Source organism: Streptomyces sp. NPDC014870 (assembly GCF_043081505.1).
In the GTDB taxonomy this organism is placed as follows: Bacteria; Actinomycetota; Actinomycetes; order Streptomycetales; family Streptomycetaceae; genus Streptomyces.
In genome coordinates, this window is sequence record NZ_JBIBWQ010000005.1 from 172712 (window position 1) to 187610 (window position 14899).

General features: G+C 73.5%; 14 protein-coding genes. 7 read left to right on the forward strand and 7 right to left on the reverse strand.

All coding sequences use genetic code 11. The features are described from left to right. Positions 1-49: 49 nt before the first annotated feature. Together ACF09C_RS16390 and ACF09C_RS16395 are read left to right on the forward strand one after the other, a co-directional pair. Entirely contained in the window at positions 50-1861 is a 1812-nt protein-coding gene (locus ACF09C_RS16390) for an HSP90 family protein (RefSeq protein WP_392092135.1), read from the forward strand. Beyond that, a complete protein-coding gene (locus ACF09C_RS16395) occupies positions 1858-4812 on the forward strand; it encodes a tetratricopeptide repeat protein (protein ID WP_392092136.1) in 2955 nt (984 codons plus the stop codon). Before ACF09C_RS16390 ends, ACF09C_RS16395 begins: the two co-directional genes overlap by 4 nt. 238 nt (positions 4813-5050) lie before the next feature. Here ACF09C_RS16395 and ACF09C_RS16400 read toward each other — a convergent pair whose 3' ends face one another. Further along, positions 5051-6634: a DAK2 domain-containing protein gene (locus ACF09C_RS16400; RefSeq protein ID WP_392092137.1), complete on the reverse strand. Its 1584-nt coding sequence runs from the start codon at positions 6632-6634 to the stop codon at positions 5051-5053. 241 nt (positions 6635-6875) lie between these two features. On the opposite strand from ACF09C_RS16400, the gene rpmB reads away from it, so the two are divergent. Further along, positions 6876-7061 (forward strand): 50S ribosomal protein L28, encoded by a 186-nt coding sequence (rpmB, locus tag ACF09C_RS16405; RefSeq protein WP_003957616.1) that lies wholly within the window; start codon positions 6876-6878, stop codon positions 7059-7061. Between the two features lie 104 nt (positions 7062-7165). Here the strand turns inward: rpmB and thiD are convergent, their stop codons facing one another. Continuing rightward, positions 7166-7960, reverse strand: coding sequence for a bifunctional hydroxymethylpyrimidine kinase/phosphomethylpyrimidine kinase (gene thiD / locus ACF09C_RS16410; protein ID WP_392092138.1), 795 nt, complete (start codon positions 7958-7960; stop codon positions 7166-7168). Continuing rightward, positions 7957-8919: a thiamine-phosphate kinase gene (locus tag ACF09C_RS16415; protein WP_362410371.1), complete on the reverse strand. Its 963-nt coding sequence runs from the start codon at positions 8917-8919 to the stop codon at positions 7957-7959. Before ACF09C_RS16415 ends, thiD begins: the two co-directional genes overlap by 4 nt. A gap of 185 nt (positions 8920-9104) precedes the next feature. On the opposite strand from ACF09C_RS16415, the gene ACF09C_RS16420 reads away from it, so the two are divergent. Beyond that, positions 9105-9338: an Lrp/AsnC family transcriptional regulator gene (locus tag ACF09C_RS16420; RefSeq protein ID WP_028802415.1), complete on the forward strand. Its 234-nt coding sequence runs from the start codon at positions 9105-9107 to the stop codon at positions 9336-9338. A 20-nt stretch (positions 9339-9358) separates the two neighbouring features. Continuing rightward, the gene (locus ACF09C_RS16425) at positions 9359-9856 is read left to right on the forward strand and encodes a DUF3515 domain-containing protein (protein ID WP_392092139.1); all 498 of its coding nucleotides are present in this window, start codon (positions 9359-9361) and stop codon (positions 9854-9856) included. Positions 9857-9962: 106 nt separating this feature from the next. On the opposite strand, the gene ACF09C_RS16430 is transcribed toward ACF09C_RS16425, so the two are convergent. The 3 genes from ACF09C_RS16430 to ACF09C_RS16440 all read right to left on the reverse strand — a co-directional run bounded on the left by ACF09C_RS16430 (position 9963) and on the right by ACF09C_RS16440 (position 12969). Then, positions 9963-11102, reverse strand: coding sequence for a D-alanine--D-alanine ligase family protein (locus ACF09C_RS16430; RefSeq protein WP_392092140.1), 1140 nt, complete (start codon positions 11100-11102; stop codon positions 9963-9965). A gap of 116 nt (positions 11103-11218) precedes the next feature. Continuing rightward, positions 11219-12220 (reverse strand): NAD(P)H-dependent glycerol-3-phosphate dehydrogenase, encoded by a 1002-nt coding sequence (locus tag ACF09C_RS16435; RefSeq protein ID WP_392092141.1) that lies wholly within the window; start codon positions 12218-12220, stop codon positions 11219-11221. Continuing rightward, positions 12217-12969 (reverse strand): lysophospholipid acyltransferase family protein, encoded by a 753-nt coding sequence (locus ACF09C_RS16440; protein ID WP_392092142.1) that lies wholly within the window; start codon positions 12967-12969, stop codon positions 12217-12219. The genes ACF09C_RS16435 and ACF09C_RS16440 overlap by 4 nt, the downstream gene beginning before the upstream one ends. Positions 12970-13130: 161 nt before the next feature. Here ACF09C_RS16440 and cofC point away from each other — a divergent pair, with 161 nt between their 5' ends. Both cofC and ACF09C_RS16450 read left to right on the forward strand, forming a co-directional pair. Then, a complete protein-coding gene (cofC, locus tag ACF09C_RS16445; protein ID WP_392092143.1) occupies positions 13131-13793 on the forward strand; it encodes a 2-phospho-L-lactate guanylyltransferase in 663 nt (220 codons plus the stop codon). Between the two features lie 10 nt (positions 13794-13803). After that, positions 13804-14013, forward strand: coding sequence for a hypothetical protein (locus tag ACF09C_RS16450; protein WP_392092144.1), 210 nt, complete (start codon positions 13804-13806; stop codon positions 14011-14013). Positions 14014-14154: 141 nt separating this feature from the next. Here ACF09C_RS16450 and ACF09C_RS16455 read toward each other — a convergent pair whose 3' ends face one another. Beyond that, positions 14155-14820 carry an HU family DNA-binding protein gene (locus ACF09C_RS16455; protein ID WP_362410392.1) on the reverse strand — a complete coding sequence of 222 codons (666 nt, stop codon included), beginning with the start codon at positions 14818-14820 and terminating at the stop codon, positions 14155-14157. Positions 14821-14899 lie beyond the last annotated feature (79 nt).

A 14899-nucleotide genomic window follows, 5' to 3' on the forward strand; every position in this document is an offset into this window, starting at 1 on the left:
GGATCGCCCGACCCGCGCCGTCGCTCGTCCCCCCACCGGCGCAGCGACGATGACTGCTGATCAGACACCGCACACCTTCCAGGTCGATCTGCGCGGACTCGTGGATCTCCTCTCCCACCACCTCTATTCGAGCCCGCGGGTCTACCTCCGCGAACTGCTGCAGAACGCCGTGGACGCCATCACCGCGCGCCGCGCCGAGCAGCCGGACGCCCCGGCGCGGGTCCGGTTGTACGCGGACGGCACGGTCCTGCGGATCGAGGACAGCGGCATCGGTCTGACCGAGCGGGACGTGCACAGCCTGCTGGCCACGATCGGCCGCAGCTCGAAGCGGGCGGACGCGGCCGGCATCGCGAGCGCGCGGGCCGAGTTCCTCGGCCAGTTCGGCATCGGTCTGCTCGCCTGTTTCGTCGTCGCCGCCGAGATCCGGGTGGTCAGCCGCAGCGCCCGCACGCCGGACGAGCCGCCGGTCGAGTGGACGGCCCGCGACGACGGTTCGTACACCGTCCGCACGCTCCCGGAGAGCGCGCGGCCGGAGCCGGGCACCACCGTGCACCTCACCGCGCGCCCCGGTTCCGGGGAATGGCTGGCCGAGGAGCGGGTGCTCGCGCTCGCCCGGGTGTACGGCTCCCTCCTCCCGTACGAAGTACGGGTCGGGGACGAGCAGATCACCGCCCTTCCGGCGCCCTGGGACCGGGCCTACCCGAGCCCGGCGGCGCGGCGGGTGGCGCTGGCCGGCCACTGCCAGGAGACCTTCGGTTTCACCCCGCTCGACTCGATCGACCTCGATCTGCCGCTGGCCGGTGTCCGGGGCGTGGCGTACGTCCTGCCGTCGGCCGTCAGTCCGGCCCAGCGCGCGGGGCACCGGGTGCACCTGAAGGGCATGCTGCTCACCGAGCGGGCCGACGGGCTGCTGCCCGACTGGGCGTTCTTCGTGCGCTGTGTCCTGGACACCGACAGCCTGCGTCCGACGGCCTCGCGCGAGGCGTTGTACGAGGACGAGACGCTGGCCGGCGTACGGGACGCGCTGGGCGCGGCCGTCCGGGACTGGCTCGGCGGCCTCGCCGCGGGCTCCCCCGAGCGTCTCGAGGAGTTCCTGGCCGTGCACCACCTCGGGGTGAAGTCGCTGGCCCGGCACGACGCCGAGATGTTGCGGACGATGCTGCCGTGGCTGCCGTTCGAGACGACGGACGGCAGGCTGTCGCTGGAGGAGTTCGCCCGCCGTCACCCGGTCGTGCACTACACCCGGACCGTCGAGGAGTACCGGCAGGTCGCCGCGATCGCGACCGCGCAGGGCATCGGTGTGGTCAACGGCGGCTACACCTACGACACGGAGCTGGTGGAGCGCCTTCCCGAGGTCCGTCCCGGCACCGCCGTCGCCGAGTTGGACGCCGACACCGTCACCGCTCATCTGGACTCCGTCGACCCGGCCCAGGAGCTGGCCCTCTCGGCGTTCCTGTCGGTGGCCCGCGCCACCCTCGACCCGCTCGGCTGCGACGTGTCGCTGCGCTCCTTCCACCCGCTGACCGTGCCCGCGCTGCACCTGGACGACCGGGCGGCCCGCCACGAGCAGGCCCGGGCGGAGGCCGAGGAGCAGGCGGACGACCTGTGGGCCGGGATCCTCGGCTCGCTGCGCGGCAGCGCGCCGAGGGCGCGGCTTGTCCTCAACCATCTGAATCCGACGATCCGCAGGATCGGCGCGCTGGACGACCGGGAGCTGGCGGGGACGGCCGTCGAGGCGCTCTACGGGCAGGCGCTGCTGATGGCGCAGCGGCCGCTGCGGCCGGCCGACTCCGCGCTGCTCAACCGGGCCTTCGCGGGGCTCCTCACCTGGGCCGCCCATCACGGGGAGAACGACGCATGACCCTGACCTTCGAGGCCCTGCGCGAGGCCCTGCGGGAGAACGCGCGTCAGCCGGAGGGACCCGCCCGCAACGCGCGCGCCGAGCGGCTCCTCGTGGAGGCCGAGCAGCTCGGCGAGCCGCTGGCCGTCATCGAGGCGCTCGGGCACCAGCTCCAGGCGTACAACTACAGCTCCGAGAAGGCGAAGATGTTCGTGCCCTTCTCGCGGCTGCTGCGGATGTGGGACGAGAACCCCGGGGACTTCGACGCGTACGAGACGCACACCCTGCACTGGGTCTTCAAGTGGGTCTCCAGCGGCATGCTCGACCAGCCGCACATCCCGCTGGCCTCGATCGAGAAGTGGCTCGGCGAGATGGAGCACCGCTACCGGCTGGCCGGCCACTCCGAACGGGCCGTACGGCAGGGCGAGTTCCGGGTCGCGCGGCACATCGGCGACCTGGCGCGGGCGGACCGGGCCTACGGGGCGTGGCTGGCGGCCGACCGGGACCCTATGGCCGACTGCCACGCCTGCGAGCTGCACGGGCAGGGCGGGTGGTCGGCGGAGCGCGGCGACGACGAGCAGGCACTGCGGACCTGGGAGCCGGTGCTCTCCGGCGAGCACGTCTGCGCGCACGAGCCGCACGCGGTGCTCGCCTCCTCGCTGCTGCCGCTGGTGCGGCTCGGCAGGACCGACGAGGCCCGGGTGAACCATCTGCGCGGCTACCGCCTGGTGCGGCCGTTGGAGAGCATGCGCGGGGCGGTGGCGGACCACATCGAGTTCTGCGCGCTGACCGGCAACGAGGCGCGGGGCCTGGAGATCCTGGCCGAGCGTCCGGCGTACCTCACCGACGGCGGCGACCCGGACAGCCTGCTGTGCTTCCTGTCCGTGACGGCGCTGCTCATGGACCGCCTGGTCGCGCGGGGTCTCGGCGGGCAGCCGGTGCCGGGGCCCACGCGGGCGGCGGGCGGCTCGTGGACGGCCGCCGAACTGGGCGCCCACGCGCGCGTGGAGGCGCTGGCGATCGCGCGGCGCTTCGACGAGCGCAACGGCACGGCGCGGGTGAGCGAGCGGGCGCGGGCCCGGATGGACGCAGCGCCGCTCCTGGACCGGCTGCCGCTGGGGGTACGGGCGGTGGGACCGGTCCCGGTGGCGGTACCGGCCGCGGTGCGCACGCCGGAGCCCGCGCCGGAGCCGCGCGAGCTGCTCGCGGAGGCGCGCCGTCTGTCGGCGGAGCGGAACCCTGCCGCGCGCGCCGCGTGGGAGGCCGTGGCGGCGGCGGTCGCCGCCGCTGACCTCGAACTGGACGCCCTCGGCCGGGCCGAGCTGGACGACCACCGGGCCATCGCCATGGAGGCGGGCCCGGCGGAGTCGGTCGGCCTGTTCCTCCGCGCCGCCGAGGGCTACGAAGCGGCGGGCGACCCCGGCGAGGCCCAGGCAGCCCGCGCCAGGGCCGCGTTCGCCCTCGCCCTCGCCCTCGACGACCGGCTGCCGGAGGCGGGCGCGGCGGTCGCGGAGGCGGTCACCCGCGTCCAGGCCCTCCACGCCGAGGGCACGGCGACGCCCCGCCAGGTGGCGGGGGCGTTGCTGTCGCGGGTACGGGTGGGCTTGCTGCGGCTGCACGGGGAGGACGAGCCGACGGGCGAGGACCTCGCGGCGGGCGGGCTGCCCGAGGCCGGCGAGGAGCCCGCAGCCGACCAGGAGCCCGTGGCGGTCGACGCTCTTTCCTCCGCGCTCGACGACCTGATCGCGTTCGCCTCCGCGCACACCGGCGATCCGCTGGTCGCGGACCGGGCCGCCGAGGCCGAGTCCGTACGGGGTGATCTGGCCGCGCACGCCGGGGACGCGGAGGCGGCGGCGCGCCAGTACGCGTACGCCGCCGAGCTGTACCACCGGGCCGGGCTGCCGTGGTTCGCCGTCGAGCCCGAGGCCCGGCTCTCCCGGGTCGCCCTGCACACGGGCGACCTGGAGACCGCCGAGCGCGCGGCCCTGGCGGCGCTCGACCACGGCGCGGAGCACGCGGGGGCGGCCGGGCAGAGCCGGCTCCGGCTCCAGCTCGCCGAAGTCCTCGGCGCGTCGGAACGGTTCGGCGAGGCGGCCGCGCACGCCCTGGAGGCCGCGCACTGGGCCGACGAGGCGGGCGAGAGCCGGGGCATCGGCGCGTACGCCCGGCACCAGCTGGGCGGTTGGCTGCTGCGGGAGTCCCGGGTCGAGGAGTCTGCGGCGGTCCTGGAATCCGTGCTGCCCGACCTTTCCGAGGACGAGCACGGCTCAGGCATGGTCGTCCAGACGCTGTGGTGGCTCGGCGAGTGCCTCGTGACACTGAACGAGCCCCGGGCAGCGGCGGAACACTGGCTGCGGGCGGCGGAGCTGGCGAAGGAGTGGCCGGAGCAGCAGGACCACGCGATGCTCGCGAACCTGGCCGGGCAGGCCCTGCTCCAGGCGGAGCTGCGGCCGGAGGCCGCGGCGGCGTACGAGCGGGCGGGCGAGCTGTGGCGCGCGCTGGGCGACGCCTCCGCGTACGTGCGGACCCTGCGGGTACGGGCCTGGATCGCCGGCGCCGCCGGGGACGGGCGGGCGCTCATGGACGCGGCGGCGGAGGCGTGCGGCGCCGACGTGGTGGCGCGCGGCGACACGTACGTGCAGGCGGCGGAGCTGCTCGGCGACGGTGACAGTGACGGCGACGTGGACGTGGACTCCGGGGGCCCGGGCGTCGCGCTGTCGTACGCGACACGGGCGGTGGCGGAGTTCGCCGCGGCGGGACCGGAGTTCCGCGACCGCCGTACGGCGGCGGAGCTGCTGGCGGCGTGGCTCCACCTCCGGCTGGACGACGGCGCGTCGGCGGCGGCGTTGGCGCGGGGGGTGCTGGCGGAGTACGAGGCCGTGGTGTCGGGGGCGGTGGCCGGACCGGAGGGCGAGGCCGCTGCGGAGCGGCGGGCCGAGGCGGAGGCGGTGCTGGAGCGGGCGGGGTCGTGACGGGTGGGTCGGGGCCGGGGCCGGGGAGGATTCCCCCACCCCGCCCCTTCCCGAAACTCTGACGAGACCGGGGCTCCGCCCCGAGCGGCCCCACGGACACAAGGCACCCGCCAGCGCACCGACCCCCCGCTCGTGCCCACCCGTTCCGCCACGCGGAACGCCTGCCCACAAGCGGAGGGCAAGGCGGGGGTGGGCACCGCCGCGCGGCGCAGCCGGCCGGAAGCGGAGGGGGCGGGTTCTACTCCACGCCGATCAGCAGCACCGGCGCTCCGCGGCCCGCGTGGTAGGTCGTCGTGTCGACGGCCAAGTACGTCTCACGGACGTGGCGTTCCAGGGTGGCGGCCAGGGACGGCGGGGTCTCGTCCGAGACGATCAGGGTGACCAGCTCGCCGCCCGCCGAGAGCATCCGGTCCAGGACCGTGCGGGCCGTCGTCGTCGAGTCCTGGCCGATGACCGCGACATCGCCCTCGATGAGACCGAGGATGTCCCCGGCCTGGCAGACGCCGGCCGAGGTGAAGGACTGGTGCTCGGCGACGGCCAGTTCGGCGTACCGGGTCGCGCCCGCGGCCGCCGTCATCGCCACCACGTCCTCGTCGAAGCGCCGGTCCGGCTCGTGGACCGCGAGCGCCGCGATGCCCTGGACCGCCGCCCGGGTCGGGATGAGGGCGACGCGGACGCCCTCGGCGCGGGCCTGCTCGGCAGCCGCGCCCGCCGTGTGGCGCAGGTCGGTGTCGTTGGGCAGCAGCACGACCTCGCAGGCGTGGGCCCGCCGGATCGCGTCGACGAGCTCCCCGCTGGCCGGCGGCTCGCCCGGCCTGGCCAGCACGGTCGTCGCGCCCGCCTCCGCGCAGAGGCCCGCGAGCCCCTCCCCCGGGACGACCGCCACGACCGCCCGCCGCAGCCGTTCCCGTACCTCGGGGGCGCCGCCGAAGTGCGTGATCCGGATCCGGTGCGGGCGGCCGGCCTCCACGCCCGCCTCGACCGCCGCGCCCGCGTCGTCGACATGGACGTGCACGTTCCACAGCCCGTCTCCGCCGACGACCACCAGGGAGTCGCCGAGGGCGTCGAGGCGGGCGCGCAGCCGCTCCACGGCGGCGTCCTCCGCCTCCAGGAGGTAGATCACCTCGAAGGCCGGGCCGTCCTCCGGGGCGCAGTCGTCGACCGGGAGCAGGGGTACGACGGACCCGGCGGACGGGCGCACCTGTGCTTCACCCGACACCGCCTCCACCAGCGCCCCGAGGACGGCCACCAGACCCCGTCCGCCGGCGTCCACGACCCCGGCGCGCTCCAGGACGGCCAGTTGCCCGGGGGTCGCCTCCAGGGCCGTCCTGGCCCCCTCGTACGCCCCCCTGGCCACCGTCACCAGGCTGCCGCCGCCCGCGCAGGCGCCGGCCGCCGCCGTGGCGACGCTCAGGATCGTTCCTTCGACCGGGTGCGCCACGGCGTCCCTGGCCGCGCCGGCCGCCGCCGCGAGCGATCGGGCCAGGTGATCCCCGTCACGTCCCTCGGCGAGCACCGACGCCATGCCGCGCAGCAGCTGCGAGAGGATGGTCCCGGAGTTGCCCCGGGCGCCGATGAGGGCCCCGTGCGCCATGGCCCGCACGGCGTCCACCGCGTCGGGGTCGTCGGCGGCGAAGACCGCCTCGACGGCCTGGGCCGCGGACTCGACCGTCAGGTACAGGTTGGTGCCGGTGTCCCCGTCGGCGATCGGATAGACGTTGATCGCGTCGATCTCCTCCCGCTCCCGGCCGAGCGTCTCCAGCGCCCGTGCGCACCAGGATCTGACCGCTTCGGCGTCGAGGGTCTGCGGGGCTTGGGGCAACGGGTGGTCCTCCTGCCGGGAGCGGCATCTGCGTCGGGCTCACCGCAGGGTAGACCCGGTCGTGACCTGGGGCCGGGGCGGGGGCCGGGACGATCGTGGTAGTTTCGTTCCACGGGAGCAGCCGTTGTATGCTGCTTCGGTTGCCCGGCGAGAGTCGGGCCATTCCCCCGGCAAGCCACTTCAGAACTCTGATTCCGGTGCGCCGGATTTCACTGTAAATCTGAAGTCTTTGGAGTGACCCGTGGCTGCCAACTGCGACGTCTGCGGCAAGGGGCCGGGCTTCGGCAACAACATTTCGCACTCGCACCGCCGTACGTCTCGTCGCTGGAACCCGAACATCCAGCGCGTGCGTGCCGTGGTCGGTCGGACGCCGAAGCGGCTCAACGTCTGCACCTCGTGCATCAAGGCCGGCAAGGTCTCGCGCTAACGCCGACGTTTCGTCGTAGCGCAGCCCCTGCGGTTGCCTTGAAGGCCGGTTCACCTCGGTGAACCGGCCTTTCGCCATGCCCTGGAACGCCCTGCCCTGGAACGCTAGGGCCTGAACTGCCAGGCGTGGTCCACCGGGCCGATCCCCGCGCCGAGCGCGAACCCGGCCGCGATGGCTCCGGTCACGTACTCCTTGGCCGCCCGCACCGCCTCCGGCACCGACAGGCCCTTCGCCAGGCCCGAGGCCACCGCGGACGCGAGCGTGCAGCCCGTGCCGTGCGTGTGCCGGTTGTCGTGGCGCGGCGCGCGCAGCCACAGCTCCTCGGAGCCGTCGGTGAGCAGGTCGACCGCTTCCCCGCCCGCCAGGTGCCCGCCCTTGATGAGCGCCCAGCGCGGGCCGTACGACAGGATCGCCGCCGCCGCCTCGCGCAGATCCGCCTCCGAGCCGACCCGAACGCCCGTGAGCTGCGTCACTTCGTCCAGGTTCGGTGTGGCCACCGTGGCGACCGGCAGCAGTTTCGTCCGTACGGAGTCCAGCGCCGAGGCCGCGAGCAGCGGGTCGCCGTGCTTGGAGACCCCGACCGGGTCCACGACGACGGGCGCGTCCGTCCCGGCCAGCAGCTCCGCCACCGTTTCCACCAGCGCGGCCGACGCCAGCATGCCGGTCTTCACGGCCTGGACGCCGATGTCGTCGACGACCGCGCGGTACTGGGCTCGTACCGCCTCCTCGGGCAGTTCCCAGGCGCCGCGCACGCCCAGCGAGTTCTGCGCGGTCACGGCGGTGATCACGCTCATGCCGTGCACGCCGAGCGCGAGCATCGTCTTCAGGTCGGCCTGGATGCCCGCGCCGCCGCCGGAGTCGGATCCGGCGACGGTCAGGACCAGCGGCGGCCGGCTCACTCGTGGCCGCCGAAGTGGTCCCAGCCGCCCTTGGCGTGCCAGGGCGCGCCGTCCACGGTCACCTGGGGCATCGCGGACGGGTTGAGCACCTCGCCGATGACCTTCCAGCGGGCCGGGAGCTTCACGTCCGGCGGGAAGGTGGCCACGATGGCGTGGTCCTCTCCCCCGGTGAGCACCCACTGCAGCGGGTCCACGCCGACGGCCTGGCCGATGTCGTTCATCTGGCTCGGGATGTCGATGAGCCCGGACCGCAGGTCGATCCGGACCTTGCTCGCCTCCGCGATGTGCCCGAGGTCGGCGATGAGTCCGTCGCTGACGTCGCACATGGCGGTGGCGCCGAGCCCGGCGGCCGCGGGGCCCGCGTGGTACGGCGGCTCGGGCCTGCGGTGCGCCTCGACGAAGGCGCGCGGAGAGCGGAAGCCGCGCGAGAGCACCGCGTAGCCGGCGGCGGACCAGCCGAGCCAGCCGGTGTACGCGACGACGTCGCCGGGCTGCGCGCCGCCCCGGGTCACCGGGTCGTGGTTGCGCAGGTCGCCGAGGGCGGTGATGGCGACCGTGATGGTGTCGCCGCGCACCACGTCGCCGCCGACCACGGCCGCGCCGGCGACCTGGCACTCGTCCCGCAGCCCGTCCATCAGCTCGGTCGGCCAGGTGACCGGGAGTTCGGCCGGGACGACCAGGCCGAGGAGGAGCGCGGTGGGGACGGCGCCCATGGCGGCGATGTCGGCCAGGTTCTGCGCGGCGGCCTTGCGGCCCACGTCGTACGCCGTCGACCAGTCGCGGCGGAAGTGACGTCCTTCGAGGAGGACGTCCGTACTGGCCACCACCCGCCGGTCGGGCGCGGAGACGACCGCGGCGTCGTCGCCGGGTCCGATCCGAACCGCCGGGGTGGAGGTGAGCCGGGAGGTGAGCTCCCTGATGAGCCCGAACTCCCCCAGCTCTCCTACTGTGCCCTTCACCGCGTCTCACCTCGTGTTGTCGTGCGGTACCGTCGATGAGGAACCGTCTGGAACGTCAACTGCTGTCGTACCCAAGCCACCCTGCGGGCGCCTCGGGACGCGCAGGTCTCCCCGCGGCCCGCGGCGACGCGGTACCGTGGCGTCTCTTTCTCCCACAAGATCCTCGTGGCCGCCCTGGAGGTTCCGTGGTACAGGCGTACATCCTCATCCAGACCGAGGTGGGCAAGGCGTCGACCGTCGCCGAGACCATCTCCAAGATCCCGGGAGTCATCCAGGCGGAAGACGTGACGGGTCCTTACGACGTCATCGTCCGCGCCCAAGCCGACACGGTCGACGAACTGGGCCGCATGGTGGTCGCCAAGGTCCAGCAAGTGGACGGCATCACGCGGACCCTCACCTGCCCGGTCGTGCATCTCTAGCCCCCGTCTACCCTTGGCCGGTGAAGTCTTCCCACCGGCCCTTCGGCCTGCCCGTCGCGGCCGCTTGCTTCCTGGTGCTGCTCACCGCCGCGGGCTGTTCCTCCACGGACGCCGGGGCCTCGGTCCCGGTTCCCAGCCCGCCGGCCGCGGAAGCCGCCCTCTGCCAGGCTCTGGCGAAGGAGCTTCCCGACACCGTGGCGGGGCTCGACCGGAAGGACCCGGAGCCCGACTCCGACCTGACCGCCGGGTGGGGGGACGGGGCGATCGTACTGCGCTGCGGAGTCCCCCGGCCCGAAAAGATGAGCGATCCCCAGTCGCAGGGCCTCTCGGTGGGCGGTGTGCGCTGGATGCTGGAGCCGCGGGAGGGCGACGGACCCCGGTTCACCTCGGTGTACCGCGAGACGTACGTCGAGGTGAGTCTGGCCGAGCGGTACGCGCACGACGCCGGCCCGCTGGCGGATTTCGCCGCCCCCGTGAAGAAGACCGTGCCGTGCGCGCTCGATCCGGAGTGCGACTGACACGGGACCGCTGGGACGCGAGCGCCGAGCCGCGATGGCTGAGCCGGAACGCGCCCAGGGGCGGCCTCGACGGGCCGCCCCTGGCGCTTGCGTCCGGGGCCTGTCGTCAGCGCAGGCCCGTGGAGCGGGTCAGCGCGGCCTGGATCAGCCGGTCGACCAGCTCGGGGTAGCTGACGCCGCTCTCCTGCCACATCCGCGGGTACATCGAGATCGGGGTGAAGCCCGGCATGGTGTTGATCTCGTTGATCACGAACTCGCCTTCCTCGGTGAGGAAGAAGTCGGCGCGGACCAGGCCCTCGCAGGAGACGGCCTCGTAGGCGGCGACGGCGAGGCGCTGGACCTCGGCGGTGGCCTCGTCGCCGATCGGCGCGGGGACGATCCCGGAGGCCGAGTCGATGTACTTGGCCTCGAAGTCGTAGAAGTCGTGGTCGGTGACCGGCGGGATCTCGGCCGGCACGCTGGCGCGCGGGCCGTCCTCGAACTCCAGGACGCCGCACTCGATCTCACGGCCGCGCAGCAGCGACTCGACGAGGATCTTCGGGTCGTGGCGGCGGGCCTCCTCGATGGCCTCGTCGAGGCCGGAGAGGTCGTCGACCTTGGTGATCCCCATGGAGGAACCGCCTCGGGCCGGCTTCACGAAGAGCGGCCAGCCGTGGTCGGCGGCGAACTCGACGATCTTCTTGCGGGCGGCCGCGGGGTTCTGCTCCCACTCGCGCGGCCGGATGACCTCGTACGGGCCGACCGGGAGCCCGAAGGAGGTGAACACCCGCTTCATGTACTCCTTGTCCTGCCCGACGGCGGAGGCGAGCACGCCCGCGCCGACGTAGGGGACGCCGGAGAGCTCCAGGAGGCCCTGGAGGGTGCCGTCCTCGCCGTACGGGCCGTGCAGCATCGGGAAGACGACGTCGACCTCGCCGAGCGCCTTCGGCACGGAGCCGGGCTCGGCGTAGACGACCTCGCGGTTGGCCGGGTCGACGGAGAGGACGACGCCGCCCGTCTCGGACTCGGTGAGGTCGGTGACGTTCGGCAGGGCGCGGTCGGCGATCGCCATCCGCTCCGGGGCGTCGGCGGTCAGCGCCCAGCGCCCGTCCGTGGTGATGCCGATGGGCAGCACGTCGTACTTGGTCCGGTCGATGGCCCGGAGGACGGCGCCGGCCGTGACGACGGAGATGGCGTGCTCGGAGCTGCGTCCGCCGAAGACGACGGCCACGCGCGGCTTGCGGGGGCTCTGGGTGTTCTCGCTCATAACGCGTTGAGCGTACCTTGCGTGTTCGACGCGTTTAAGAGCCCTGGCCGCCGCGCGCGCGTCCGGCGTAGTGCGCGTGCGGCGGGCCCCTCGGCGGGCGGCCTCGGGCGGGTGTGTCAGCGGCGCTCGGACTTGGCGCTGCGCGACATCAGCTCCTTGAGGGCGACGATCGGCGGCTTGCCCTCGTGGACGATCGAGACGACCGTCTCGGTGATCGGCATGTCGACACCGTGGCGGCGGGCCAGATCGAGCACGGACTCGCAGGACTTGACGCCCTCGGCGGTCTGCTTGGTCGCCGCGATGGTCTCCTCCAGGGTCATGCCCCGGCCCAGGTTGGTGCCGAAGGTGTTGTTCCTGGAGAGCGGCGAGGAGCAGGTGGCGACCAGGTCGCCGAGGCCGGCGAGGCCGGCGAAGGTGAGCGGGTCGGCGCCCATGGCGAGGCCGAGCCGGGTGGTCTCGGCGAGACCGCGGGTGATGAGCGTGGCCTTGGAGTTGTCGCCGAGTCCCATGCCGTTGGCGATGCCGACGGCGAGCCCGATGACGTTCTTGACCGCGCCACCCAGCTCGCAGCCCACGACGTCGGTGCTGGTGTACGGGCGGAAGTACGGGGTCATGCAGGCGGTCTGGAGCCGCCGGGCGACCGATTCGTCGGCGCAGGCGACGACGGCGCCTGCGGGCTGCCGGGCGGCGATCTCCTTGGCCAGGTTGGGGCCGGTCAGGACGGCGACGCGCTCGGCGGGCACGTCGGCGACCTCCATGATGACCTCGCTCATCCGCTCGGCGGTGCCGAGTTCGACGCCCTTCATCAGGGAGACGAGGACGGTGTCGGGGGCCAGCTTGGGGGCCCACTCGGCGAGGTTGGCGCGCAGTGTCTGCGAGGGCACGACCAGGACGGTGAAGTCGGCGTCGTGGGCGGCCTCGGCGGGGTCGGTGGTGGCCCGCACGGTGGCGGGGAGTTCGACGCCCGGGAGGTAGTCCGGGTTGGTACGGGTGGTGTTGATCGTCTCGGCGAGTTCGGCGCGGCGGCCCCACAGGGTCACGTCGCAGCCCGCGTCGGCGAGCACCATGCCGAAGGCCGTGCCCCAGGACCCGGTTCCGAATACGGCAGCCTTGGTCACTTCTTGCCTTCCCCGGCGGCCTTGCGCCGCTGCTCGAGACGGGCCTTGCGGTGGTCGTACGGCTCGGCCGGCGCCTTCTCGCCGCGGACGTCCTCCAGGAGCGCGGTGATCGAGGCCATGATGACCTCGGTCGCCTCGCGCAGCACCTCGGGCGTGGGCTCCTGGCCGTAGAAGCGCGAGAGGTCGACGGGCGGACCGGCCTGCACGATCAGCGTCTTGCGGGGGAACAGGCTGAGCTTGTTCTCCTTGGCGTACGGCGGCATCGCGAGGTTGGCGCCCCACTGGGCGACCGGGATGACCGGGGCCTTGGTGAGCAGCGCGACGCGAGCGGCGCCGGTCTTGCCCGCCATGGGCCACATCTCGGGGTCGCGGGTGAGGGTGCCCTCGGGATAGAAGGCGACGCACTCGCCGCGCTCGATGGCGTCGACGGCGGCCCGGAAGGCGTCCAGGGCGTTGGTCGTCTCGCGGTAGACGGGGATCTGTCCGGTGCCGCGCAGCATGGTGCCGACGAACGAGCCCTTGAAGAGGCCGGCCTTGGCGAGAAAGCGCGGGACGCGTCCGGTGTTGTACTGGAAATGCGCGTACGACAGCGGGTCCAGATACGAGTTGTGATTGACGGCGGTGATGAATCCGCCGTCGGCCGGAATGTGTTCCGTTCCGCGCCAGTCCCGCTTGAACAGAACCACCAGGGGGGGTTTGGCGATGACCGCCGCCAGGCGGTACCAGAAGCCGATTCTGCGGCGGGACACTCGTGCACCTTCCTGTGGGACTGGCGTGCAGGGGTCAAGTCTCGCCCCATGCTCCTGGTCTGTCGAGGACACGGTACGCCCCGGCCCGGTGGCGCCGTCGGGCAGCGGGCGTTTCGTTCCTCCGGACGCGGGGGCGCGGTGTCGGGTCACAATGGGCCGCGATGAACATCGATCCGGACGACGGCTGGTCCCTGGTCGTGCCCCTGAAGCCCCTTGCGCGGGCGAAGAGCAGGCTCGGCGCGGCCGCGGGGGCGCTGTTGCGGCCGCGGCTCGCGCTGGCGTTCGCGCAGGACACGGTGGCGGCGGCGCTGGAGTGCGGGCGGGTGCGGGATGTGGTGGTCGTCACGGACGATCAGTCGGCCGCGGCGGCGCTCGCGGCGCTCGGGGCGCGGATCGTGCCCGACTCCCCGGCGGCCGGGCTCAACGCGGCGCTGGCGCACGGGGCCCGGACGGTGCGGGAGGCCCGGCCGCACGCGCGCGTGGCGGCGCTCAACGCGGACCTCCCGGCGCTGCGGCCCGCCGAGCTGGCCCGGGTCCTCGAAGCCGCCGGGGAATTCCCCCGGACATTTCTCGCGGATGCCGCCGAAATAGGTACGACATTCCTCTCGGCGGGGCCGGGGGTGGAATTGGCACCTGCATTCGGAGGCGCTTCACGCTGCCGCCATTTGTCGTCGGGCGCGGTGGAAATACGACTGGCGGGGGTGGATTCCGTACGCCGGGACGTGGACACCGGCGAGGATCTGGCGGCGGCGCTCGCGCTGGGCGTCGGGCCGCGCACGGCCGCCCATTGGGACGGGGCGGCCGGTGATCGCGCGGCCGGATAGGCTGCGGGCCATGCAGGCGACCGCGTACACGTACGATCCCGAGACCCGCAGCGGCAGTGTGCTGCTCGACGACGGCACCCCGGTGGAGTTCGGGGCCGAGGCGTTCGACGCGGGCGGGCTGCGACTGCTGCGTCCGGGGCAGCGGGTGCGGATCGAGACGGAGCCGGGCACCGCCGGTGCGGGGCTGCGGATCACGCTGGTCACGCTGCAGACGCTCTGAACGGGACGGCTTCGCGGCCGAACCGACCGATCGCTCCGGCCCGACTGGGCCGAACAGGGTGGGGACGCGCCGCGGGCCAGCCTCCCCGAGGGGAGCCCGGCCCGGCGTGTGAGTGGCTCTTGGTCCGTGTGCCGCTTACCTCTACTTCTTGGCGGCGGCCTTCTTGGCGGTGGTCTTGCGCGCCGTCGTCTTCTTGGCGGGCGCCTTCTTCGCTGTGGCCTTCTTCGCCGGCGCGGTCTTCTTGGCGACGGTCTTCTTGGCCGCGGCCGTCGTCTTCTTCGCCGGGGCCGCCTTCTTGGCCGCCGCCGTGGTCTTCTTCGCCGCGGCGGTGGTCTTCTTGACCGCGGTCTTCTTGGCGGCGGTGGTCTTCTTGACCGCGGCCTTCTTCGCCGGCGTGGCCTTCTTGGCCGCCGCCTTCTTGGCGGTCGTGGCCTTCTTGGCCGCGGCCTTCTTCACGGTCGCGGACGCGCCACCCGTGAGGCTGCCCTTGGGCGCCTTCTTGACGGCGACCTCGCCTCCCTTGGGGAGCTTCTTCGAGCCGCTGACCAGGTCCTTGAAGCCCTGACCGGCACGGAAGCGCGGCACCGAGGTCTTCTTGACCCGGACGCGCTCACCCGTCTGCGGGTTGCGGGCGTACCGGGCGGGGCGGTCGACCTTCTCGAACGAGCCGAAGCCGGTGACCGAGACCCGGTCTCCGCCGACCACGGCTCGCACGATCGCGTCCAGGACCGCGTCGACGGCGTCCGCGGCCTGCTGACGGCCGCCGAGCTTGTCGGCAATCGCTTCTACGAGCTGCGCCTTGTTCACGTCTTCCCCTTCGGAGACATTGCCAGAACGAAAGTGTTCAAGCTTTTTCGCACGTTAGGCATGTATATACCGCAAATCA

What these genes read in the sequence shown, in the direction of transcription:
- ACF09C_RS16450 (WP_392092144.1), top strand. Translation starts at nt 13,804, where the DNA reads ATGCAGGCGACCGCGTACACGTACGATCCCGAGACCCGCAGCGGCAGT.
- ACF09C_RS16390 (WP_392092135.1), top strand. Translation starts at nt 50, where the DNA reads ATGACTGCTGATCAGACACCGCACACCTTCCAGGTCGATCTGCGCGGA.
- cofC (WP_392092143.1), top strand. Translation starts at nt 13,131, where the DNA reads ATGAACATCGATCCGGACGACGGCTGGTCCCTGGTCGTGCCCCTGAAG.
- ACF09C_RS16430 (WP_392092140.1), bottom strand. Translation starts at nt 11,102, where the DNA reads ATGAGCGAGAACACCCAGAGCCCCCGCAAGCCGCGCGTGGCCGTCGTC.
- ACF09C_RS16395 (WP_392092136.1), top strand. Translation starts at nt 1,858, where the DNA reads ATGACCCTGACCTTCGAGGCCCTGCGCGAGGCCCTGCGGGAGAACGCG.